This is a genomic window from Brevibacterium daeguense (assembly GCF_021729135.1).
In the GTDB taxonomy this organism is placed as follows: Bacteria; Actinomycetota; Actinomycetes; order Actinomycetales; family Brevibacteriaceae; genus Brevibacterium; species Brevibacterium daeguense.
Window position 1 is genome coordinate 1 of sequence record NZ_JAJTWW010000014.1, and the last position, 23,182, is coordinate 23,182.

The following is a 23,182-nucleotide window of genomic DNA, read 5'->3' on the forward strand; positions in this document are numbered from 1 at the left end:
CTCGGCCGGTTCGGGTGCTGGCCGGCGAGAGCGACCGCGACGACAATGGGAGCGGCGGCGGCTCGGGCGACCCTCCGGGAAACCGCGACGCCTCGGGCGCGGGCCCGAGGTCACTTCGGGGCAGTCTTCTTCTGCCACGGCCAGCGGCCGGTGATCTCCAGTTCAAGGGACAGGCTGAGGAAGGTCCGGATGAGCACGATCGCGGCCAGCACCCCGACGGACTGGAACGTCGGTGCGATCGCGACGGTCCGGATGATGTCGGCCGCGACCAGCAGCTCCAGTCCCAGGAGAATGGAACGGCCCAGATGTCGCCGGTACCGGTGGTAGACATCCGTGTCCCCGGCCCTCTTTCTGATCAGCGCCGCCGCGGCGATGCTGGTCGCCACGAGGGCGCCGATGACGATCGCCGCCACACCTGCGACGTCCACGGCCTTGCCGACCGTCTCGATGCTGTGCTGAAACACTGGAGCTGCCTCCCTGCCTGCTGATCAATCTTCGGACCTGGGCGAGGCATCCGGAAAGCCGTCGTGGCCGGCGGCGGACAGGAGACGAGCCCGAACCGGCTGCTGCGTCACTCCGGACACCTGTCCGTGAGGCTCCGGGTCATCGCGCTGAGGAACGCGGCGACAGTCGCCCGCTCGTCCGGGCTCATCTCATTGACCACCTGGTACATCCTGTCGTGCATGTTGCGCAGGGTCTCCCGGACCTCGCGGTCTCCCTGATCGGTCGCCTCCACCGCCACCGATCGCCGGTCGCCCGGATGGGGGACTCGGCGCGCGAAGCCGTGGCGGACCAGCCGGTCGACGAGGGAGCTCGCCGAGGCGTTGGTGATGTCGAGCCGCGCGGCGAGGTCCTTCTGGCGCAGCACCGCGTTCCGGGTCCTGGCCTCGAGGAGGTAGCGCAGTGCGACTATGTCCTTCTCACCCATGCCCATGTCGCCGCGCACGCGGCCGCGCATTGCCGTTTCCGCCTCGCGGTACCTGCGCAGCAGGTTGAGGACATCCACAGCCGAGGCATCGCTGCCATCGGGCCCGTACCAGTACCCCGACGCCCGTTCACCGCCTCCCGACACGGAACTCTTCACCTCCGGCATTGCGCAACTCTCGTTTCATTGTTAGGTTGTCTAACTATTAATGATCCTACTTCACTTCCCCTCTGAGAGGCGCATTCGATGACCGCCATTCTGCCGACTGACGAGAGCGCCCGCTACCCATCCCCACCCCGGGCCGAGCATCTGGCACGCGCCGTCTCCCGCGGTCTTGCCATCAACCCCGATGTTGCCGATGTGGATACTACGATCCTCCGGGAGGGTTCCGAGTGGTCCCTGTCGATGACGATCTCGCTGCAGAACCCTCAGGCACTTGAGCGGGTGGTCGACACGGTGACGCGGGAGATCGTGCCCAGCGTGTCCCAGCTGTTGGGTGACTTTCCGCTGCGGCAGGATGTATCGTTCACAGTTGCTGATGAGAAGGGGGAGTCGCTTGCGCTCGCCGGATGATCAAGAGGGACGCTCGAAGTCGGAGGTCGTCGACCTCGTTCGCAGCGCGAGAGACCTGATGCTCCATCGCGTCGACGAAGATCTGTGTGTGGACTCGGTGCCGGCGACGCTGATCGATGTCGATCCGGGGGGCCGCTTCTGGTTCCGTCACTGGGTGAACTCCGGCGATTTCGACGGAGAGCTTGACCCCAGGCCGGGAACGCTGACCTTGAACGCCGACCGGGCCAGGGTCGTGGTGCACGGCCAGGTGACTCCGGATATCGAGGCGTCCGAGACGGAGGGCGTTGACACCGAGTGGCGGGCGACTGCTGAGATCGGATGCCTCCGGCCAGTAATCCTTAAGTTCGTGCCCCGGGTCGCCCAGATCTGGGACTGCGCGAGCCTGCCGCCCGTCGTGGTGGCCTGGGACGCTGAGCCGGCCGCGGGATCGGTGATCGAGGTGGACTTCGTCAAGCGCCGGGCGAACAGACGGGTGGTGTGAGCCGGGTGGTTCAACTGGTTGGCTCGTTAGGTCGGCTCAGGCGGTCGGCTGAGCTGGTCGGCTCGTTCGGTTCATGCGTTCGGTTCGGCCGGCGTCTCCCCGCGAGTGCGGATGAGTGAATCGTTCTCAATCGAGAACATCAGCCGGCCGCGGTCGTCGACCAGCGTCCCGGTCGAGGTGAACGCGGCGCGGCCGGGACCGGCAGGCGTGACGGAATTGATCAGCACTTCGCCGCGCAGCACTGCACCCGGGAAGACCGGGCGTTTGAACTGGAGCTCGGAGACCTTTCGACCGGCGATGATGTCGAAGCGGCTGAAGAAATTCTCCACGCACAGGCGCTGGAAGATCGCCACGGTGTGAATGCCGCTGGCGATGATCCCGCCGAAGTCGCTGGCCGCGGCGGCCTCGCGGTCGACGTGGAAGTACTGCGGGTCCCACTGCTGGGCAAAGGCGATGATCTCCTCCTCGGTGACCGTGTAGGAGCCGAGTTCGAGGGTTTCGCCGATCGGGAGATCTTCCGCCTTGAGGCGCTGCGCCGATTGGGAGACGGCTTCTTGCGAGGTCACGAGCGCGCCTCCTGCTGGTGCTTGAGCTCGGCACCCATGGCGCTGACGATGGCCTGCAGACCCTTGAGCGGCCGGACCATCACGGTGAACTCGGTGATCCTGCCCTCGGCGTTCCATTCGATGATGTCGACTCCGCTGACCTCGAAGCCGTCGATCGTCGCGGAGAACTGGAGCACCGCGGAGGAGTCGTCGTACCACTCGTGCTGGTACTCGATCGTCGGCCGGAGGACGCGGACGGCGGCCCAGAGGTAGGCGAACGTCTTCTCGGCGCCTTCCTGCGGGGTGTGCACGGCGGGGGAGCGGAAGGTGACGTCGGGAGCGAGAAGTTCTCGCAGCGCCTCGGGTGAGGGGGAGCGGACAAGCTCGTGCCAGGCGCTGATGAGCGGGGGAGCCGGTGCGGACGGCGATGATGCGGTCGACATGACAATCTCCTCGTTGAGAGCGGTGCGTGCTTCTTCGACAGCTTAGCCGGGCAGTGCTGGCCGCGCGCCCCACGGCAGCGCCACCGCCGACGGCACAGGATGGGGCTGGGGCCGCTGGTGGTGGCAGCAGTGCGGAGGTGATAGGGATTGCCTCTCACCCGCAAGCCGGTGACCTCTTCCCTCTTCGGTCCTCGGCAGGTCTACTGAGAGAATGGCCGCCGGCGGGCTCGCGGACGGTCAGGCGCACTGACTACCCGAAGGACGAGGATGACCACTGAGGCGACAACGCTCCCGAAGATGCTCGACGGCTACACCGTCATCGACCTCACTCAATTTCTCTCCGGGCCGCTGTGCAGCTCGACGCTGGCAGCGTTCGGCGCCGAGGTCATCAAGGTCGAATCGCCGGCCGGCGACGGTAACCGGAAGCTGCCCCCATTCATCGAGCAGCCCGTGACGGGCACGTCCGAGTCCGGGACGGGGACTTCCGAGCCCGGTGCCGCCTCCGGCGAGGAGTTGCCGGACCACGACCGCAGCCTCGTGCACTTCAAGCGCAACCAGGGCAAGAAGAGCATCGTGCTCGACCTCAAGACCGAGGACGGCCGCAGGGTCCTGCAGCAGCTGATCGCGCACGCCGACGTGGTGCTCCACAACTTCCGCGAGGGTGTGGCCGAGCGCGTCGGCGCCGACTACGACGCCGCGAAAGCCGCCAACCCGGACATCATCTACTGCGCGATCACCGGCATGAGCGCCCCGATCGGTGACGACCCGGAGGAACCGCTTCCTCCCGGCGGTGTCATCGACCTCGTCGCCCAGGCCCTCAGCGGCTTCCTCGGCGCAACCGGGCCGCACGGTGGAGAACCCGTCCGCAGCCGTTCCCCGATCGCCGACCAGACCTCCGGCCTCTACGCCACGGTCGCGGTCCTGTCCGCCATCATCGAGCGCGACATCCAGAACGGCGGACGCGGTTCGCGCCGCCTGCGGGTGCCGATGGTGGAGACCCTCGGCTCACTGCTGTGGGACGAGAGCCTCGACACCTCCCAGCAGCAGGGCGCGGAGAAGCGGATCGGAAACCGCTCCGGCCGCCTGTGCCCCTACAACACCTACCGGTCCCGCGACGGCAAATATGTGGCGATCGCCGCGGCCTCTCCCGGCGAATGGCGCCGGCTGCTCGACGCGCTCGACATCCCCGAGCTGCGCAAGCCCGAGTGGCAGCAGCCCGCCCTTCGGACCCGGGACGGCGACATCGTCGACGGCATCATCAGCGACTGGACCGCCCAGCACGACCGCGACGAGGTCATCGCCCGCCTCCGGGCGCACGGCGTCACCACCGGAGCCGTCCTCGAGGTCGACGACATGCTCGCTCCCGGCCCCTACCGCGACTCCGTGCTCTACGAGGCGGGCAGCTCGGTTGACGGCCCGGCCCATGCACCGCGCTTCCCCGTGGAAGTCGACGGGCACCGACCGGCGGGGCCGACGGGAATCGTGCCGCGCCTCGGCGAGCACAGCCGGGAGATCCTCGCCGAGGTCGCCGGGCTGAGCGAGGCGGAGATCGCCGGGCTCGTCGAGTCCGGGGTCGTCGCCGAGGCGGTCGGCGGCGCGGCACCGGGAGCAGCAGCACCCGGTTCCGCAGACCCCGCTCCCAGTCCCGCGACCACCGCGTCCGCCGAGCCACGATGACAGCCAGCATCGCGAACCAGACGGCGATCATCGGCATCGGCGCGACCGCCTTCACCCGCAGCAGCGGAGTCGCCGTCGATCGACTGGCAGCCGATGCCGCCTCGGCGGCGATGGACGACGCTAGGCTGGATCCGGCGGACATCGACGGAGTCATCGCCTACGCCTCGGGCGCGCGTGCGGAGGATCTCATCGTGCCGCTGGGACTGCCGAACGTCGGCTACTCAGCGACCGTGCAGCTGGGTGGGGCGAGCGGCGTGTCCGCTCTCCAGGTGGCGGCCGGCGCCATCGTCAGCGGGCTGGCCCGGCACGTGCTCGTCTTCATCGCCCGCAACGGCAGCACCGAGTCGCGGATCGGCGCTCGCATCTCCTCGATCCTGCCCAGCCCCCAGCTGCGCACCGCCTTCGAGCATCCGGTGGGCCTCTTCAGCCCCGCGCAGCACTATTCGATGATCTGCCGCCGACACATGCACGAGTACGGGACCCGGCGGGAGGACCTCGCCGAGGTCGCGCTGACCATGCGCGCCCACGCGCAGCTCAACCCGAAAGCCCAGATGTTCGGCCGCGAGCTGACGATGGAGAAGTACCTGTCCTCCCGCCCGATCGCGGAACCGTACCTGCTGGCCGACTGCTGCCTGGAGACCGATGGCGCGGTCGCCGTGATCCTCAGCGCCGCCGCCGAGGCGCCCGCCGGCCGGCCGCGCGTGCTCGTCTCCGGGGCAGCGGAGGGGAGGCCGCCGTCCGGCGACGACCTGTCCAACCGCGATCCGTTCTTCGACATCGGGCTCACCTATGCGGCGCCTCGGGCGTTCGAGATGGCCGGGCTGCGGCCGGAGGATCTGGATATCGCGATGATCTACGACTGCTTCACCTTCGAGGTCATCCATCAGCTCGAGGAGCTGGGCGTGTGCCCGCGCGGGGAGGGCGGGCCGTTCGTGCGCAGCGGCGCGATCCGCCTGGGCGGAAGGCTGCCGGTCAACCCGCACGGGGGCCTGATGTCGGAAGGCCACCTGGGCGGGATGGGACATATCGCTGAGGCAGTCCGCCAGTTGCGCGGCGACGCCGGTGAACGTCAGGTCGACGGCACCGAGGCGGTCGCGGTCACCGGGTGGGGCGACTTCGGCGATGGCTCGGTCGCGATCCTCATGCGCGGGTGAGGTGTGACGAACGGGCTGCCGCCGGGTATGGCGCTGCGTGATGGTGCTGACTGCAGCCGAACCGAACTGATCGAGGAGAGATGACAGCATGATCGACAGCCAGGAGCTCGAACAGACCCTCGGCGCAGGCTTCGGGGCACTGTTCCACCCCTACTTCGATGGACTGGCGCGCGGGCAGCTGGCGATCCCGAGGTGCACGGCATGCGGGCGGCACCAGTTCCCGCCCCGATCGGTCTGCGTGCACTGTCGAGGCCACGACTTCGCGTGGGACGTGGCGGACGACCCGCGGGGAACACTCTTCACCTGGACGGTGGTGCATCACGCGAAGGGCACCGAGTTCGAGGCGCTCGCGCCCTACGCCGTCGCGCTCATCTCGCTGGCGCAGTTCGACGTCCGCCTGTACGGGCTGATTCCGGAGCCGGAGGGGTTGGAGGTCGGCGCGTCGGTTCGGCTGGTATTCCCGTCGCCCGATGGCGAGGTGCCCGCCGGGAGTTCGACCGTCGGCCGACCGCATTGGGTGCACGCGAACCCCGACTGAGCGCTCCGATCTCTTACCGGTGCCCGGTCGGCTGATCCCCCACGGGAACTGGTCGGATCAGGAGCCTCTCCTCAGCGCGGACGATCAGAGGCGGGCAGCTTCGAAGTCCAGGCGCTTGGGACGAAAGGCGACGAACACCGCGAGGATCACGCCGGCCGTGACGAGAAGGGCGGCGGTCAGGGACACGGCGTCGGCAAGGATCCCTTCGAGGATCGATGCCAGGGGGCGGGAGCCGACGAAGCCGACCATCCACAATGCCATCACCCGTCCGCGCATCACGGGTGGGACGCGCAGCTGGACGAGGTTCATCGCGGTGGTGTTGGCAATCATGAACCCCGCGCCAGTCACAGCGAATGCGCTCAACGCCGTGATCGCAGTGGGTGCCAGCGCCACGAGCGTCGTGCCCAGGATCATCGCGGCAAGACCGATCTGGAGGACGTGTGGTTGGCGAATCGGCCGGCTGAGGAGCCGGTACCCGAAGAATCCCGCGACCGCCCCGAGGCCGAATGCGCCGGTGAGCTGCCCGACCAGATGGGTTCCGCCGCCGAGATCCACGGCGATGATCGGCGCGAGGGTGATCGAGGGCTCGGAGCCGAACCCCACCGCGGCCACCACGATCAGCAGGAGGAACATCGTGCGATCGCGCCGCACATAGCTCAATGCGGCACGGACCCGGAAGTCGGTATTGGCTGCATGCTCAGTTCCTCCGGGCAGCGCAGCAAGCAGAACCATGACAACGAACAGCGCATGGGCCAGGGCGGCGAGTGCAAACGCGAGCGCCGGACTGGCTTGAGCGGCGATGAAGGTCCCTCCCGCGGGACCGGCCACTCGGGCGAGGGTCATGGGAAGGGAGTTCAAAGCCATCGCGGTCGGAAACTCGCTGCGGCGAACGAGCAGGGGGATGATGGCCTGCTGTGCCGGTCCTCCCACCACGAAGCCCAACCCGGTGGTGAGGGTCGCCGCGAGAACGATGGCGGCATCGAGGTGACCTTCGAGGTCACCGCGGAGGTAGCAGAATACTGCCGTCGAACCCGACCCCACAGTGCAGAGCACCCGTCCCACCACGATCTGCCGCACGATATTGCCCCGATCGGCCCAGGTGCCGCTGATGGGTGTCAGAAAGATCTGCGGCGCGAACTGGACAACGGAGACGAGACCGACCCACAGCGCCGATCCGGTGGCAGCATAGACCACGACCGCGGCCACGATGCTGTGGATCCAGATTCCGACCCCGCTGATGAGTTTGCCCCAGAAGAGCGCCCCGAACTGCCTGTCGAGAGTCAAGCGCACTGCGCCGCGCGCAGGAACCTGTTCCTCAGCGGTGGAGGTTTCGGGGTCGCCTGTCATGCCTGGGCGAACCGTTCGTCGATACTGGTGCTGAGCCGGTGCAGCAGCTCCGCGAGCTTCGTGACATCCGGATCGTCCCAGCCGGCAACGGCCTCCTGGATGATTTGGCGGCGGCGGGAGGTCGCCTGCTCGAGGATTGCATTGCCCTGCTCGGTGAGGCTGAGCCGTGCTTGGCGCTTGTCGTCACCACACGTCACCTTCACCAGCAGTGAGTCCTTGACCATGCTGTCGATCAATCGGCTCGCCGTCGAATGCTTGACGCCGAGTTCCGTTGCGACGTGCCCGATCGATGGACCGCGATCGCCGGTTGTCAGCCGTGCTACTGCGCGCAGGACTCGCACCGACGCCACTCCACCATCGAAACCGAGGCCGTCCAGGATGAACCGGCGGTACGACGGGCGCTGCGTCGCTATCCGAAAGCCATGGATCGCGTCGTCAAGCGCATGCAGATCCTGCTCGCTCATATATGTATGTGTAGCACATACATATCTTTTACGGGATGCTGAGCACGTGGTCGTGGGGGTTGCGCCGTGGCTTCAGACAGCGGTGAAGCCGGCCGGCCAGGCGATGGCCGACCGCTGCTCGCGCAGCCAGCGGACGACGGCGCCCGTCGTGCGGGTCGATTGCTCGCCGTCGCGCAGCGCGATCGACAGCACGAGCGGGGTCACCGGATCCACGACCGGGCGGTGCACGAGGGGGTGTGCGTGCGCGGGACTCGTGAAGTCGGTTGCGGTGGAGAACGCGAGGCTGTCGGCGCCTGCGATGAGGCGGTGAGTCGAGGGCCCGGAATCGGCCACGCTCTGGACTTTCAGCTCATAGGGTTCGCGGAACGTCTCGAACACGGTGCGCAGGAAGGTCTGCGGAGCGTGGGTGATCATCCGCCGGCCCCGCAGCCGTTCCATCGGCACCGCATCGAGAGCCGCGAGAGGGCTGTCCGCGGTGAGGGTGACGTGAAGCGTGCCTGCTGCGAGGTCGACGAACCTGACGCCATCGTGCTCAAACGGGATCTCCGGGCTGCGGACCACCAGACCGAGGTCGAGCTCGCGAGCGGCGACCAGCTGCACGATGCGCACGGTGCCGGCTTCGACGATCTCGACGGTCGCCTCGGCGGAACGGTCCTGGATCTCGCCGACCAGACGCGGCACGAGCGAGAGCATGAATAGCGAGACGGCGCCGATCGTCAGGCGCGGCTGCTCCGCTGTCCTGAGCTCCTCGGCGCGCCGGGTCAGGGCGCTCTCGGCGCCGAGGAGGTCGGCGATCAGCGGGAGGAGGTCCTCGCCCTCTGCGGTGAGTCGGACGCCGCTGGCAGTGCGGGTGAGGAGGATCAGGTCGAGGTCCTCCTCGAGGCGCCGGATCTGCTCGCCGAGCGCCGGTTGCGAGATCCCGAGCGACGCTGCGGCTCGGCGGAGCGAGCCGTGTTCGACGGCCGCCTCGAGGTAGCGGAACCGCTTGATGTTCATGGGTCCATTGTGGCCCACCTGCTACGCTCCAGAACTGATGCAACGGTGCATGTGAACGAGAGGCTTCCCGAGGACGATGACTACCCAACTCCCCAGCGAGCAGATTGCCAGTTCTCTGTCCGAGGAATCGAAGGAGATCCTCTCGCAGAGCGTCGACCTCGGCGGTCTGCGATCGAGGAACCGCTTTGCCATGGCACCGATGACGCGCACGAACTCGGCAGACGGAGTTCCCCCGGAAGGCACCGGCGAGTACTACGCCGAGCGCGTGCGGGGAGGGGTCGGACTCATCATCACGGAGGGCATTCTGGTGCCCGACGCAGTCGCCGGTTTCAGCGCTCGGTCTCCCGTGATCGCCGATCCGGCCGCGCAGGAACGTTGGAGAGATGTCGTTGCGACCGTGCACGACAGCGGCGGTGCGATCGTGAGTCAGCTCTGGCACACGGGAATCCAGCGGCGACGGCCAAAGCGATTCCACCCGGAACTCGCCCCTGCCAGTCCCTCGGGAATCAACCTCGCCGGCGAGGCGGTCGAGGAACCACTGTCGATCGCGCGAGTCGACGAGATCATCGCCGCATATGCCGAGGCCGCACGAATCGCGCAGAACGTCGGGTTCGACGGGATCGAGCTCCACGGCGCCCACGGATACCTGATCGACGAGTTCTTCTGGAGCACGACGAACACGCGCAGCGACCGGTTCAAAGCAGGTCCGCAGTTCGCGGTGGAGATCCTCAACGCTATTCGAGGCGAAGTGGGGGAAGAGTTCCCCATCATCTTCCGGTACTCGCAGTGGAAGGCCGATCAGTACTCGGCACAGATCGCGGAAACACCGCATGACCTCGAGCGCTTGCTGTCGGCTCTGGCGGCAGCAGGTGTGGACTGCTTCCATCCGTCGACCCGTCGGTACTGGACCAGCGCTTTCCCGGACCACGGAGAGCTGAGCCTCGCCGGCTGGACGAAGAAGCTCACAGGCCTTCCGACTATCGCAGTGGGCTCGGTGGGCATCGACACGCCCTTCAGCGCCGAGAACATCATGGCCGGTTCACTTGCCCCGGAGAACCTCGACTTGGTCGCGGAATTCGTCGTTCGTGGGGAATTCGACGTCATCGCACTGGGGAGGGCACTGCTGGCAGACCCACAGTGGGTCGACAAGGTCCTCTCCGCGGGCGCCTCGGACGTGGTGAAGTTCGATCGCGACATGGTCGAGGAGAACGGCGAGCGCCTGTACTGACGCGGGCGGCCGCGGCAGTCTATAGTTCTTCGCACAGTCGTCAGTTCTTCGCACAGTTGTCGAAGAGCTGAGCGACGCGCCCCTGCCCGAAGGAGGGTGCGATGGTCGACGCACATGTCGCCAGCGTGTCCGACCCGCGCGCCCTCCGGCGAGCACGGATCGATGCAGCTGCCGCTGTTGTGGGATCCGCGGTATTCGGCGCGGTGCTGACATCGCGGGCCCCGGCGGAGCTGCCGGCACGGGTCTTCGCCGGAGCGGCGGGGCTCGCCTTCGTTGCGAGTGCGGCCCTGAGCATTCTGCGCCGGCAACCCTCCTTCTCGACCATCGCCGATCGGGTCACGCTCTTCCGCTGCGTGCTCGCCGGAGGATGTACCACCCTGGTCGCCCTCTCGTTCCTCGGAGCATTGCCGATGCGCTCATGGCCGCTGGTGTTCGTCGCGGTACCGACGTTGCTGCTCGACGCAGTCGACGGGCGAGTGGCACGCAGAAAGAGGTGCGCCTCGGTGCAGGGGGCTCAACTCGACATGGAGGTCGATGCCGCGCTCCTGCTGGTGCTGTCGGTGCCGGCTGCGGCCACTGTCGGACCGTGGGTCCTGGTGATCGGAGCGATGCGGTATCTGTTCATCGCCGCGACGTGGTGGCGGCCGGCGCTGCGTCAGCCGCTGCGCTTCAGCAGGTTCCGCAAGGCGGTGGGCGGCGTCCAAGGGGCAGCGCTGGTCTTCGGGCTGGCTCCAGTGGTGCCGCTGGCAGCGGCGACGGGGGTGCTGCTCGGGGCACTTGCTCTGCTGGTGTTCTCATTCGGTCGAGATATCTGGGAGCTGGAGCGTAAGTACAGAGGCGCCGCGGCGGCTCATTCGTCGAATCGGCCGCCGCACCAGCATGAGTCTCCCGAGCCCGGATAGACCCGGGCACCGCTACCCGATCAGGCTTATCCCTGCCTCGAACAGCACCGGCCGCGACGACGCCAGCGACTCGTAGATCGGGTCGATCCGTTTGCCGGTGACGTGGAGGTAGTGGTTGAAGCTCAGGATCGCGCCGTACTTGAAGCAGGCGTAGGCCTTGTACCAGTCGAAGTCGCCGATTAGCACAGTCGCTGCGGAACCAGAGCCAGAAGGAACCGATGCCGCTGCCCCTCTCGAATGTCGCTCGTACGCCTGAACCACGAAGTCAGGACCCAGTCGCACAGGAAATTTCTCCGCCCATTCCGGTGCCCACACCTCGGGGTCAAGCATCATCGCCAGCCATCCGAGGTCGCGGCCGACCGGTCCGATGCTGGCGAGCTCCCAGTCCACGACTGCCTGCACCGTTCCTGTGTCGGCCGTGCAGGAGCCGATGCCTGGGAGGTTGTCGGCCTCCCCAGTGCCGTCACCAGCCTCAGCACCCCCAGAGTCTCCGGCGGCCAGCGCATCAATGTCGAACAGCACGTTGTTCGTCTGGAAGTCGCCATGGGTCAGCCCGATCCTATGCTCCTGCGGCTCGCTCGCGAGCAGCGCATCGCGTAATGCCCTGCCCTGCTCAAGGACCTCACCCTCGGCGGACTTCTCGAGCAGCCGCGACCACAGCGCCGCTTCCTCCGCGACCGACCGTTGCACCTCCCAGTCCGGCAGCGCCTCGACCGCAGGCGCCGAGTGGATCGTGTGAAGAACACCGACAGCGGCCTCCACGGCCTGTTCGACCACGTGCTGCTGGGCCGACCACTTCGGATCGCGGAACCCCAGCGACGAGCCGTCGAGGTATTCCTGCACGATCGCATCCGTGCCGAACCAGGCCGGGTCGGACGTGGACCACACGAGTTCGGCGACGGGTACCTCGGTCGTGGCGAGGAACTCCAGCAGCGGCACCTGGCGCAGGACGTCCGTGTTTCCCTTCCTGCGGACGCCGGGCGGGGCGAACCGGATCACGTAGCCGGCTCGCCCCGAGGCGCGTCGGCCCCGGGTCCTTTCGTGCCGGGCCTGGCCGTCGGCATGGATGACCTCGAACCCGAACGACAAGCCCGCGTTACCGGGCATGCGGTGCAGCCTGGTGATGCCCTCAGCATCCGACCACAGAGCGTGCGCCCAGCGCCCGAGGCGCCCCGCCAGTTCCCCGTTCAGATCATCGAAGTCCACTGCCATGCTGCTCACTTCCGTCCTCCGTTTCCGCCGATTCGAAGCGGTCAATCGACCCGACCTGCTAGCCGACGATTCCCCGCCCACGGGATTGGGTGCCGTCAGGCCCGCGGGTCGAGGACGATCTTGCACACTCCCTCGGCGCGGCTGTCCATGAGCTCGTAGGCCTCTGCTCCCTCGGACAGCGGAATGCAGTGCGTGATGACCGCCTCGGGCTTCAGGCGGCCCGTACGGGTGAGCTCGATGAGGGTGGGCAGCTCGAACTGCACGGAGCACAGCCCGATCGCGAACTCCAGCTCTTTCACCTGGGCGCGCTCCATGTGGAAGGAGTACTTCTTGTTCTGGTTGACGCCGACCACGCTGACCCGGCCGGTGCGACGGACGATCCGCTGGGCGGTCTCGATGGTGACATCGGCGCCCACGGCCTCGACGGCGACGTGCGATCCGAGGCCACCGGTCCACTCGCGCACCTGGGCGACCGGGTCCTCGGCCTCGACAACGCGGACTCCCTGCGCGGCGGCCATCTGCCTGCGCTCGGGGACGGGATCGATGCCGAACACCTCGGCGGCGCCCATCAGCAGGGCGTGCTGGGCGGCGAGCTGGCCGATCGGGCCCAGACCGATGACGGTGACCGATTCGCAGGGGGAGATGCGGGCTCGCCGGGCCCCGTACCAGGCGGTCGACGCTGCATCGGTGAGGACGACGGCGGCGTCGTCGCTGAGCTCGTCCGGGATGGTGAATAGGTTCCGGTCGGCGTCGGGCACCGCGACGAACTGTGCCTGCGAGCCCTGCAGGCGGGAGCCCAGGCCGTAGCACTTCTCCAGCGCACCGCTGCGGGTGCGGCACATGCTGGTCCGGCCTTCTCCGCACTCGGGGCAACGGGTGCAGCCGACCGAGGCGGGAATGAGGACCCGGTCACCCGCCCGGTGGCGGTCGACGGCTGAGCCTGCCTCGACGACGACGCCGACCGCCTCGTGCCCCACGCAGAAGCCGAGGTCCTCGCTGAAGCCCTCGCCGTGGTAGATGTGCAGGTCGCTGCCGCAGATGCTGACCCGGGTCACCTCGATGATCGCTGCGCGGTCGTCCTGCAGCTGCGGATCGGGCACCTCCGAGTAGCGGATGTCGCGGGGGCCGTGGAAGGTCAGGGCTTTCATGCAGGGACCGCCTGGAGATGGCGCATCTCGGTCACATCCTTGTGATCGGAGGGCGGGGGTATTCAGGTATCGGGGAGCCCGTTCAGTTGCAGTGAACGATTGTTCAGGATGTTAACAAACTAAAGGCCGTGGGGACAAGGCTACGCAAGCTACTCGCGGGTAACGGCATGCTCTCGTTGTTCCTCGTTCGAACATCCGTTAAGTTCAACTCAAGGCTCCCAACGACGAGGTGCGGGGCCCCGAACTCAGCCTTGAGCGGATGAGAAAGACGAGGGTGTCTGATGAAGAGAATCATGGTGTCGATCGCTGCGGCAGCCAGTGCCGCGCTGGCGCTGAGCGCGTGTGCGGGGTCCGCCGGCTCGGCCGGGGGTTCGAACGCCGCCGGCGGTGAAGGCTTCGACTACGGCGCGTCCCAGGAGGACGTCGACGCGCTGCTGGCAGACCTCGAGCCGGTCAAGCTCAAGTACCAGCCGTCGGCGAACTCGCCGGAGTCGACCGGCGCGCCCTCCGCGGAGATGTTCAAGGAGTACATCGAGGAGCGCTCCGGCGGGAAGATCGAGATCGAGATCATCTGGGGACAGGCGATCGCGCCCTACACGGAGATCGACGATGCGCTCACCGACGGACGCCTCGACCTCGCCTACACCATCCCCGCGTATTCCCCTGCCGAGTACCCGGCGTTCAACGCGCTCATGGCATACTCGCAGTTCGGGCCGACCTCGCCCATGGAGGCAGAGCTGGCGACCGGCGCGATGATGGCCGAGCTCGCCTGGTCGAACGAGGCGGTGATGGCCGAGTTCGAGGACCAGGGTCTGACCGTGCTGTCGTCGATGATCATCGGCGGCGAGTACTACATGATGTGCAACCCGGACAACACCGGTGTCGAGGCGCAGGACTGGGACGGGCGCTCGGTGCGAGCGGGCAGCACGATGAACGAGCTCGTGATCCGCGGCGCGGGTGCCTCGCCGGTGTCGCTGGAATACGGCGAGATCTTCGAAGCGCTGCAGCGGAACACCATCGGCTGTGCTTTCGTGCAGTTCGCCGCCGCGACGAACTTCGGCATTCCCGAGGTGGCACCCAACATCAGCTACCTCACCGAAGGGTCGGTGGCCGGCCGGGTGTCGAACGTCCAGCTGGCCGGCAGCAGCTTCCAGAATCTGCCGCTGGCCTACCAGCAGATCGTCTTTGACGCCGAGCAGTATTCCTGGGGCGGCTGGCAGCGCAACGTTGTCGACTCCAAGGCGCTCGGCATCGAGCAGGCGATCGGCGCAAATGGGGAGATCGGGCCGATCGCCGAGGACGTGCAGCAGGACATGATCGACGCGCAGCTCGAAGCTGTCCGGAACGCCGAGGATCAGGGGCTGATGGCTCCCGAGGTCGAGGACCAGGCCAAGGAGCTCGCGGAGAAGTGGGCCGGAGTTCCTGAGGAACTCGGTTACGAGGACGGTGGCGACCTGCTCGACATCCACGAGTGGTACACGCCGGGTGAGGTCGACTTCATGCCATTCGCGACGAAGCTCTACGAGGACGTAGTGCTGCCGCACCGTCCGGAGTAAGTGGCCGGCGAGCGTCGAAGACAGCAAGGGAACGCTACCCACCCAACTATCCCGGCTCAACAGGCCGGGAGCGGCGATGAGGCCGCACACCACAACGGAAGGTGACGCATGAAGAAGAAGTTGCTGACGACTCTCGCTCTGGCAACCAGCGTGGGATTGGCGGTGAGCGGCTGCGCCGGCTCGGCGGGATCAGCAGGAGCGGCCGGCGGCGGCGAGGGAGGCTTCGACTACGGCGCTTCCCAGGCGGAGGTCGATGCCGCACTCGCCGACCTCGAACCGGTGACGCTCAAGTACCAGCCCTCGGCCGCCTCGCCGAACTCCGTGATGGCGACGAGTGCCCATGCCTACAAGGAAGCCGTTGAAGAACGGTCCGGCGGGAAGATCACTCTCGAGCTTGTGTGGGGGCAGGCGATCGCCGGCTACGCCGAGATCGACGATGCGCTCGCCGACGGGCGCCTCGACCTCGCGTACAATCTGCCGATCTACAACCCGAGCGAGTATCCGTCTTTCGACGCGGCAGTGACGGCGATGTCCGGACTGCCGACCTCACCGGTGGTCGGTGAGTTGGTGAGCAACGCGGTGTCTGGGGAGATCGGCTGGCAGGCCGAGAGCCTGCTGGGGGAGTACGAGGCGCAGGGCGTCGTCCCCTTGACGCCGATCATCGCCTCCGGGACCTACTACGGAGTCTGCAATCAGGAGGGCAATACCCTCGATGATTGGAATGGTCGGCAGGTTCGGGTCGCCAGTACCTCTCACCACACGGTCGCCGAGAACCTGGGCGCTTCCCCCGTTTCCATGGAGTATGTCGAGGTGTTCGAGGCGCTCCAGCGCGGAACGGTCGACTGCACTTTGGCACAGCTCATCTCGTCTGCGGAAGCAGGCGTACTCGAGGTGGCACCGCATATCTCCTACACCACCGACGAGAACAGCATGTCCTCGCGTGCGGTTGGTGCGGAGTTGGCTGGAGCCAGTTTCGAAACGCTTCCGCTTGCGTATAAGCAGATCATCTTTGACGCCGCGAACGAGGTGCGCCCTGCTGCGGGTGCGACGTCCATCGTTAACGGTACGGCGTTGGCAGTGACTCAGGCGAAGGAGGCCGGCGGCACTATCACTCCGTTCGGCCCTGAGGCCGACGAGGCGATCGGGAAGACGAACGAGGAGCTCATCGCCGGCGTGGTCGACACAGGGCTGCTCGGGGACGACATCGAGCAGCGCATCCGGGAGTCGTCCGACAAGTGGGTCGCCAAGGCTGAGGAGCTCGGGTACCGGGACGAAGGCACGATCGAAGACCTCGACGAGTGGTGGGACGGCGAAGCAGTCGACTTCTCCGATTGGTCGACCGCGGTGTACCAGGAGAGCATGCTGGCGCACAGGCCGGAGTAGTGGAGTCGCCCTGCTCCCCGCCGGCCACACAGTGCTCGCAAACGCGGAGGTCCCTGCTTCCAGAAGAAGCAGGGACCTCCGCGTTTGACGACGAACTAGACGAACAGAGTTTCGATCCACCGGCGCGTGTCCGCAGGATCGATGACATCGTCGATGTCGAAGAGCATTGCGGCCTTAATTGCCCGGCCCTGGTCGTATGATTTTGCAACCAGTTCCTCGTACAGCTCCTGCCGGGCTGCAGGATCTTCGATCGCCTCGAGTTCTTTCGAGAAGCCGAGGCGAACCGCGCCTTCCAGACCCATTGAACCGATTTCACCGCTGGGCCACGCAATCGTGAACTGGTTCTCGACGAAGCTTCCGCCGGTCATTGCCATGGCACCCAGGCCGTATCCCTTGCGCACGATGATTGCACCGAGGGGAGTGGTGAGGTTTGCGCCGATGCTGAAGAACTTGCCGAAGACTCGGACGCCGGGTTCGGTTTCCGCCTCAGGACCGACAATGAATCCGGGAGTATCGACGAAGGACACGACTGGCAGCCGGTGGCGCTCCGCCAATGTCAACATGTCGTTGAAGGACAGCGCTGCATCGACGTCGATCGCACCCCCGAGATGATGGTTGTCGTTCGCGATGACTACGAAAGGATTGTTTTCGACGCGCGCAAATCCGACGATCGCGCCAGGGGCAAATCCTCGGCGCAGCTCTACGAAGCTGCCGAGATCGACAACGTTGCGGATCGCATCCCGGATCTCGAACGCTCGCAAGCGGTCGCTCGGGATCACCGTGCGGGAATCGTCCGGTTGAGGTGCCCCGGTCTCGCCCCCGGCGAGTTCCGAACAGCCGGTCAGATACCCCAGCACAGTTTTGGTTGCGGCGACAGCGGCTGCATCATCGCGAACCAGAAGATCGATTACGCCGTTTGCAGCATGGACCTTTGCGGGACCAATTTCCTCTGCTCGGAACTTGCCCAGCCCGCCACCTTCCACCATGGCGGGACCGCCCAGACCGATGCTGGCGTCCTCGGTTGCGATCAGCACGTCGGCGAGTCCCGCAATCGCGGCATTGCCTGCAAAGCAGCGCCCGGAGACTACGGCGATCATCGGAACAACACCGGTCAGTCGAGCCATGAGCGCGAAGGTTTCACCGTTGAGATGCGCACCTGGGAGTCTGTCGGTTTCCCCCGGCCGCCCGCCCCCTCCTTCGGCAAAGAAGACGATTGGAAGCTTCCTCGATCCGGCGATGCGTAGCAGCCGCTGAATCTTGGCGTGGCCTCGGGTGCCCTGCGTGCCGGCCATGACCATGTAGTCATAGCTCAGTACAGCGGCGTCGACTACCCCTGCACCGGTATTGATCTTGCCGATCCCGCAGAGGAGCCCGTCGCCGCTGGTGTTCTCGATCAGATCGTCGAGGGAGCGGCGAGCCGCCTGGGCGGCAATGGCTAGTGGCGCATACTCGACAAAGCTGCCCGGGATGACGAGGTCGGCGAGATTCTCCCGTGCAGTTCGGCGATTGCGCTGGTGGATCTTGGCAACGGCGTGCGGGCGATGCTCATCCCGAACATTCTCGTGAAGCTTGATGACTTCCTCGAGTTGTGGATGTGGTGTGCGCGATTGGTCCTGAGCTTCCCGCTCAACCGAGTCCGTTCTTTGGATGATGAAGACGGGATCGCCCTTCATCACCGGGTCACCAATATCGACCAGCGCTACTGCACTTTCGTGCGGCGGGGCAGAAATGGGGTGATGCATCTTCATCGCCTCGATCAGACCGAGTTCTCCCGGCCGTCCGTCGAGGGACACGACTGTGCCAGACAGCGGCGCAACCACGAGTTCGTCGCGGGGGCCGAGATCTAGAGCTCGACCTTCACGGCTCCGTGGGGCGTCAGCTTCAGGCAGAGCAGCAGAACCGCGTGCAGCACTCCCGTCTGCGGTGATCGCGCTCGAAATTCGTGCTTCGGATCGTCGGACCAGGGAACCGGCATTCTCGTCGATCCACCCCGTGGACAGGTGTTCGGGGTCGATCTCGCTGAGGACTTCAAGGAGGAACTCGCGGGTAGTTTGCACTCCTTCGATCCGGAATTGCTGAAGAGCGGTTACGAGGCGTTTTCGGGCACCCTCGAACGTATCCGAGGAGCAGATGACTTTCGCCAGCAACGTGTCATAGAGCGCCCCGATTTTGACGGACGCTCCTGCCCAGGTGTCGACTCGCACTGCCGGACCGGACGGCAGATCGAATACCTGCAACACACCGGTGGAGGGCTGCGGTTCGCCGTCCACGGACAAGGATTCTGAATTCACTCGCGCCTCGATCGCGAAGCCCGACGTGGTTCCCGCCCACTCCGAGTGCAAGGCATAGCCGGCCAGATCGTCGCCCCTGGCGATCGCAATCTGCAGTTCGACAAGATCCAGACCGGTGACGGCCTCGGTGATGGTGTGTTCCACCTGGATGCGGGGGTTCACTTCCATGAAGACCCATTCGTCTTCGCGCACGAGGAACTCGACGGTAGCCAGTGACTGGTAATCCATCGATTTCAGCAGACTGACGGCAGCGGAGTGAAGCGCAGCGCGAAGTTCGGCCCGAAGTCCAGGTGCAGGAGCGATCTCGATCACTTTCTGTCGTCGGCGCTGAAGCGAGCAGTCGCGGTCTCCGATTGCGTAGACGTCGCCGTCTGCTGCCACACACTGCACCTCGACGTGGCGCGCTCCGTGCCACCACTTCTCGGCGAATACTCGGTTGTCGCCGAACCCGAATTCCGCCTCCTTGGAGCACTGGATGATTGCGGATTCTACGTCGTCGGGAGCATGGACAACTCGGATCCCCCTGCCGCCGCCGCCGGCGAGGGCCTTGATTGCGATTCCGCCGGTCGAGCGAGAAAGCAGATCCAGAGCGGGTTCCGGTTCAGCGAGCACATCCGTGGACTCGGAAACCGGGATTCCGACTGCTTGGGCCAGCCTTTTGGACTCGGCCTTGTCCGCAGCCTTACGCAGTACATCGGACGCCGGGCCCAGAAACTGGATCGAAGCCTCCTCGCACGCTTGGGCAAGCGCCGCGGATTCCGCGAGAAACCCGTAACCCGGATGTATGAAATCGGCACCTTGCTCGCGGGCGACCGAGATCAGCTCGTTGATGTTCAGGTACGCCTGAGGCCCGATACCGGAGAGTTCGACGGCGATATCAGCATGGCGGACGTGGAAGCTGTCGACATCGTCCTTCGGGTGCACACTCACCGTCCGCAAGCCCATCGCTGACGCTGTACGAATGATCCGTGTTGCAATCTCGCCGCGGTTTGCAACCAAAAGGGTTTCCATTGATGCCTTTCCTGAATGATGTCTGAAGTTCCTGCTGAAACGCGAAGGGCGAGTGGAGCCGGAAAAGGGAGTCGGGTCATTTCCGGCCCCGCACGCTTGTCTATTTGCTCGTCAGCTGAACCAGGCCCTCACGCTTGACCCGGAACCCTGTTTCGTTCAGGTCCCAGGTGGAGCCCCCTACGCCTCGTGCACGCAGTTCGACCTTCTGCACCTTGTGCGTCGGGGTCTTGGGCAGCTCGTCAACGATTTCGATGTACCGGGGCACCGTGAAGTAGGGCATTCTCGGAACCAGGAAGCGAATCAGTTCGATCGGGTCAAGGGACTGGCCCTCGCGCAATACGATGAATGCTTTGATCTCCTGTTCGGACAGTTCGGAATCGACTCCCACTACCGCTGACTCAAGCACCTGGGGGTGTTCATTGATGGTGGTCTCCACCTCGAAGCTGGAGATGTTCTCCCCTCGTCTCCTCAGTGCATCCTTTGCTCGATCCAGGAAGTAGAAGTGCCCGTCGACATCGACCTTGAAGATGTCTCCGGTGTGCACCCAGCCGTCCTGGTCGATCATGTCTGCGGTCTTCTCCGGAAGGTTGTGATATCCGGACATCACCATCAGGGGATGTTCCGGTTTCACCAGCAGCTCGCCGGGTGTGTTCGGTGCAACTTCTCGGCCGTCGTCCCCGACGACCTTGAGAAGGTAGCTCGGCCGCCGTTTCCCGGCCTCGCCCGGACGGACATCATCAGGATCCTCGCCCCTCAGGACGGAACCTACTTCGCTCATGCCGTACACCGGCTTCGCTTGCACTCCGAAGCGCCGGCAGAACGCCTCCGCGTTCGTGGGCAATGGTGCCATCGCTGCTTCGAGCAACGTGTTCTCCGAATCGCCGGCCGTTGGAGCCTGTTGCTGGAGCATCTCCGCCTGGGCCCCGAGCAACACTGTCCTAGTCACCTTGTTGTCGTTGACGACATTCCAGAACCTACTGACCGAGAACCCCGGTTCCAATACGCACGTGACGCGGCTGATGAGACAGCCGTAAACTCCCGCCCATTGACCAGCGAGGTGGAACAGCGGCAACGTCACGAGGATGCACTCATCAGCGGTGGGTTCGTACGAATCTTCTTGGGAACAATAGGTGTAGGCATGCACCTGCGACGATTTCACCCCCTTGGAGGGCCCTGTCGTGCCGGACGTGTACATGTAACCGATGATGTCGTCGGGCTTGCATGCTCCGGGGAGTGCCGGCTTTGCCACGCGAATCTCGTCGTACCGCCGGAAGTCCAGCGTAGTGTTCGTTGGAGTTCCTTGCGTCGAGTTGCGGACGACGATCGTCCTGAGGCTGGAGAGCTGATCCGCGACCGCGAGAATCCTCTCGACGTAGTGTTCCTCGACCACCAGCACCTCGGCAGCGGAGTCGTTGAGCACGTGGGCCAGGAACCTTCCGCGCAGGGCGGTGTTGATGGGAACCTCAATGAGGCGCTGAAGCGCTACGCCCATCCAGGCAAAGACGAAATCACTAGAATTGTCGAGCAGGAATGCGATCGGCACTTGAGGGCGTTCGACCAACTCCCGAATACCTTGTCCGATGGCGAGGGCTTCCTCGAATGTCTGCTCAAATGTCCAGGACTTGCCCTGATACCTGAGGAATTCCTTCGACGGACATTCGTCCCGCGCTCGTTCGAATGCGTTGCTGATCGTGCGCGCGGCGATGGGTGGCAATGCGCCGGGGGTCATGTCATGTCTCCAATTCGTGAGAGGGGTATGGCGTGGAGGAAGCGTTCTTGCAGGAGAACCCGGTGCATCTCGGGTGCTGGGTAGCGGGTCTGCTCACTGAGAGAACATGGAGTCGCCGACCTCGTCGAAGTAGGCCTCTATACCTTCTATGTCCTCGGCGATCTGCACATAGGCGTCCCGGTACTCCTGATCCGTTGGCGGGATCTCCCTCGATGCTGGGGTGTTGTTCTCGAAGGCCGAGGCGTGGCGCTCGTGAAGTTCCCTGTATGCCGCGACTATTGTCTCGGCATCTTGGACTGATTCGGGCGCCTTGTCGGCATGCTCGGCGAGCATGGTTCGGTGCAACTCGTCAAGAGCGTCATTGATTTCGTCCGATGCCTCGATGCTGACGTTGGCATCTTTACCCGCCTCACCAGTAGTCAGAATCTCCGCTTCTTCTTCGACTCCGACCTTTGCGTAGTGTTCTAGGAACGCTCTGCTGCCTGTTGTTCGAAAGAGTTCGACGAGCTCGGGCGGCAGCTCTTCCGTCAGCCCCTGGTTCATGACGATGACCTGCGCGGCGGCCGAGAAGGACGTCGGGGTGATGTATTCCACCTGCTCGAAGTGGCCGAGGTCCCTGGCGCCCGTGAGCACTCCGACCGTGCAGTCGATGGCTCCTCGCTGGAGGCCTTCGTACGACTCGTCGTTGGACATTGAGACGGGGGTGAGTCCGACCGCCTCTGCTTCGCGGATGTGTGCGGGAGACGCCGCTCGAACCAGTGTCCCCTTGGCATCTTCGATGCCTTCAATCGGTTCCTTGCACTGCAGGCTGTACGCGCCGGTGGAAGCCACGACCAGAGGTTCGGCGCCGTGCTCGGCGTACTCGTCGAGAATGACCTGCTGTCTGAACAGCTCGCTCAGTGCGCTGCTTGACACGGGAGCGTGGAAACCGGGCGCTGCCGGCGTCAGAATTGATAGCTGCTCGCCCCAGGTGGCGACGGGCAACTCGCTGGGGTAGTAGGCCGTCGGCGCCATTGCGATGTCGACCATGCCTGAGCCCAGTGCGTCCAGGACTTGATCTCCAGGCACCAGCGCGCTGGACCAGAAGTATTCGACTTCGAGGTTGCCCTCGTACTCTTCATCCACCGCTTCAAACATTGCGATAGCTGCCTGGCTGACGGGTGAATCCTGCGAGGTCATGTTGGAGAAGCTCAGTTTGACTGTGTCCGCTGTTTCGCCCGTACTGACACCACCCGCGCAGGCGGATAGTGAAAGAGCGGCAATTGAGCCGGCGAGGATCAAGGCTGATTTCTTCATAACATCCACTTTCGAGAGTTCGAGTGTGAAGACGGCGTCCGGGAGGTATGCCTTGCGATCGCTGCAGCCCCTTCCGACGAGAGCAGAACGCCCTTCCCGCGCAGGCCACCCAAGACTTGAACGAAGCCCGCAGGGGAAGGAGCCTCTTCGACCACAGTTATAACAACGGTGTTAATCGGCAGTCGAATGAACAGTCACTTAGACTAAATTTGACATTCGTGCCGACCGTTGTCAATACCCGTGGAGGGGTCATTGGCCCAGCAGAGTCCGAAAGCGTAGAGGT

General features: G+C 65.3%; 21 protein-coding genes. 9 read left to right on the forward strand and 12 right to left on the reverse strand.

All coding sequences use genetic code 11. The features are described from left to right. Positions 1-110: 110 nt before the first annotated feature. On the reverse strand, positions 111-464 hold the full coding sequence (locus tag LXN01_RS11335; protein WP_236865222.1) for a DUF1622 domain-containing protein: 354 nt from the start codon (positions 462-464) through the stop codon (positions 111-113). Positions 465-571: 107 nt separating this feature from the next. After that, positions 572-1,093: a MarR family winged helix-turn-helix transcriptional regulator gene (locus LXN01_RS11340; protein WP_236865230.1), complete on the reverse strand. Its 522-nt coding sequence runs from the start codon at positions 1,091-1,093 to the stop codon at positions 572-574. 78 nt (positions 1,094-1,171) lie between these two features. Here LXN01_RS11340 and LXN01_RS11345 point away from each other — a divergent pair, with 78 nt between their 5' ends. Both LXN01_RS11345 and LXN01_RS11350 read left to right on the forward strand, forming a co-directional pair. Beyond that, positions 1,172-1,498, forward strand: coding sequence for a hypothetical protein (locus LXN01_RS11345; RefSeq protein ID WP_236865232.1), 327 nt, complete (start codon positions 1,172-1,174; stop codon positions 1,496-1,498). Positions 1,499-1,556: 58 nt separating this feature from the next. Next, positions 1,557-1,979, forward strand: a complete 423-nt coding sequence (locus LXN01_RS11350) for a hypothetical protein (protein ID WP_236865233.1) — start codon at positions 1,557-1,559, stop codon at positions 1,977-1,979. Between the two features lie 71 nt (positions 1,980-2,050). Here LXN01_RS11350 and LXN01_RS11355 read toward each other — a convergent pair whose 3' ends face one another. Both LXN01_RS11355 and LXN01_RS11360 read right to left on the reverse strand, forming a co-directional pair. Continuing rightward, the gene (locus tag LXN01_RS11355; protein WP_236865235.1) at positions 2,051-2,545 is read right to left on the reverse strand and encodes a MaoC/PaaZ C-terminal domain-containing protein; all 495 of its coding nucleotides are present in this window, start codon (positions 2,543-2,545) and stop codon (positions 2,051-2,053) included. Beyond that, positions 2,542-2,967 (reverse strand): nuclear transport factor 2 family protein, encoded by a 426-nt coding sequence (locus tag LXN01_RS11360; protein ID WP_236865243.1) that lies wholly within the window; start codon positions 2,965-2,967, stop codon positions 2,542-2,544. The genes LXN01_RS11355 and LXN01_RS11360 overlap by 4 nt, the downstream gene beginning before the upstream one ends. Positions 2,968-3,234: 267 nt before the next feature. Here LXN01_RS11360 and LXN01_RS11365 point away from each other — a divergent pair, with 267 nt between their 5' ends. The 3 genes from LXN01_RS11365 to LXN01_RS11375 all read left to right on the forward strand — a co-directional run bounded on the left by LXN01_RS11365 (position 3,235) and on the right by LXN01_RS11375 (position 6,336). Continuing rightward, positions 3,235-4,644, forward strand: coding sequence for a CaiB/BaiF CoA transferase family protein (locus LXN01_RS11365; RefSeq protein WP_236865245.1), 1,410 nt, complete (start codon positions 3,235-3,237; stop codon positions 4,642-4,644). Further along, on the forward strand, positions 4,641-5,798 hold the full coding sequence (locus LXN01_RS11370) for a thiolase family protein (RefSeq protein WP_236865247.1): 1,158 nt from the start codon (positions 4,641-4,643) through the stop codon (positions 5,796-5,798). The genes LXN01_RS11365 and LXN01_RS11370 overlap by 4 nt, the downstream gene beginning before the upstream one ends. A gap of 88 nt (positions 5,799-5,886) precedes the next feature. Next, positions 5,887-6,336: a Zn-ribbon domain-containing OB-fold protein gene (locus LXN01_RS11375; RefSeq protein WP_236865249.1), complete on the forward strand. Its 450-nt coding sequence runs from the start codon at positions 5,887-5,889 to the stop codon at positions 6,334-6,336. 84 nt (positions 6,337-6,420) lie between these two features. On the opposite strand, the gene LXN01_RS11380 is transcribed toward LXN01_RS11375, so the two are convergent. From LXN01_RS11380 to LXN01_RS11390, 3 genes are all read right to left on the reverse strand, one after another. Then, positions 6,421-7,683: an MFS transporter gene (locus LXN01_RS11380; protein WP_236865251.1), complete on the reverse strand. Its 1,263-nt coding sequence runs from the start codon at positions 7,681-7,683 to the stop codon at positions 6,421-6,423. Further along, a complete protein-coding gene (locus LXN01_RS11385) occupies positions 7,680-8,147 on the reverse strand; it encodes a MarR family winged helix-turn-helix transcriptional regulator (RefSeq protein ID WP_236865253.1) in 468 nt (155 codons plus the stop codon). Before LXN01_RS11385 ends, LXN01_RS11380 begins: the two co-directional genes overlap by 4 nt. A 72-nt stretch (positions 8,148-8,219) precedes the next feature. After that, complete coding sequence (locus LXN01_RS11390) at positions 8,220-9,143, reverse strand: LysR family transcriptional regulator (protein WP_236865254.1); 924 nt, start codon at positions 9,141-9,143, stop codon at positions 8,220-8,222. 76 nt (positions 9,144-9,219) lie between these two features. Here LXN01_RS11390 and LXN01_RS11395 point away from each other — a divergent pair, with 76 nt between their 5' ends. Together LXN01_RS11395 and LXN01_RS11400 are read left to right on the forward strand one after the other, a co-directional pair. After that, entirely contained in the window at positions 9,220-10,371 is a 1,152-nt protein-coding gene (locus LXN01_RS11395; protein ID WP_236865255.1) for an oxidoreductase, read from the forward strand. Between the two features lie 101 nt (positions 10,372-10,472). Further along, on the forward strand, positions 10,473-11,273 hold the full coding sequence (locus tag LXN01_RS11400; RefSeq protein ID WP_236865256.1) for a CDP-alcohol phosphatidyltransferase family protein: 801 nt from the start codon (positions 10,473-10,475) through the stop codon (positions 11,271-11,273). Between the two features lie 12 nt (positions 11,274-11,285). Here LXN01_RS11400 and LXN01_RS11405 read toward each other — a convergent pair whose 3' ends face one another. Continuing rightward, positions 11,286-12,485, reverse strand: a complete 1,200-nt coding sequence (locus LXN01_RS11405; RefSeq protein WP_236865389.1) for a phosphotransferase family protein — start codon at positions 12,483-12,485, stop codon at positions 11,286-11,288. A 95-nt stretch (positions 12,486-12,580) separates the two neighbouring features. Next, on the reverse strand, positions 12,581-13,633 hold the full coding sequence (locus LXN01_RS11410) for an alcohol dehydrogenase catalytic domain-containing protein (protein ID WP_236865257.1): 1,053 nt from the start codon (positions 13,631-13,633) through the stop codon (positions 12,581-12,583). Between the two features lie 281 nt (positions 13,634-13,914). On the opposite strand from LXN01_RS11410, the gene LXN01_RS11415 reads away from it, so the two are divergent. Beyond that, complete coding sequence (locus LXN01_RS11415) at positions 13,915-15,189, forward strand: type 2 periplasmic-binding domain-containing protein (RefSeq protein WP_236865258.1); 1,275 nt, start codon at positions 13,915-13,917, stop codon at positions 15,187-15,189. Between the two features lie 108 nt (positions 15,190-15,297). Next, entirely contained in the window at positions 15,298-16,572 is a 1,275-nt protein-coding gene (locus tag LXN01_RS11420) for a TRAP transporter substrate-binding protein (RefSeq protein ID WP_236865259.1), read from the forward strand. A gap of 95 nt (positions 16,573-16,667) precedes the next feature. Here the strand turns inward: LXN01_RS11420 and LXN01_RS11425 are convergent, their stop codons facing one another. From LXN01_RS11425 to dctP, 3 genes are all read right to left on the reverse strand, one after another. After that, complete coding sequence (locus LXN01_RS11425) at positions 16,668-19,874, reverse strand: acetyl-CoA carboxylase family protein (protein WP_236865261.1); 3,207 nt, start codon at positions 19,872-19,874, stop codon at positions 16,668-16,670. A 100-nt stretch (positions 19,875-19,974) separates the two neighbouring features. Further along, positions 19,975-21,603: an AMP-binding protein gene (locus LXN01_RS11430; RefSeq protein ID WP_236865263.1), complete on the reverse strand. Its 1,629-nt coding sequence runs from the start codon at positions 21,601-21,603 to the stop codon at positions 19,975-19,977. Positions 21,604-21,696: 93 nt separating this feature from the next. Further along, positions 21,697-22,899 (reverse strand): TRAP transporter substrate-binding protein DctP, encoded by a 1,203-nt coding sequence (dctP, locus tag LXN01_RS11435; protein WP_236865264.1) that lies wholly within the window; start codon positions 22,897-22,899, stop codon positions 21,697-21,699. Between the last annotated feature and the right edge of the window lie 283 nt (positions 22,900-23,182).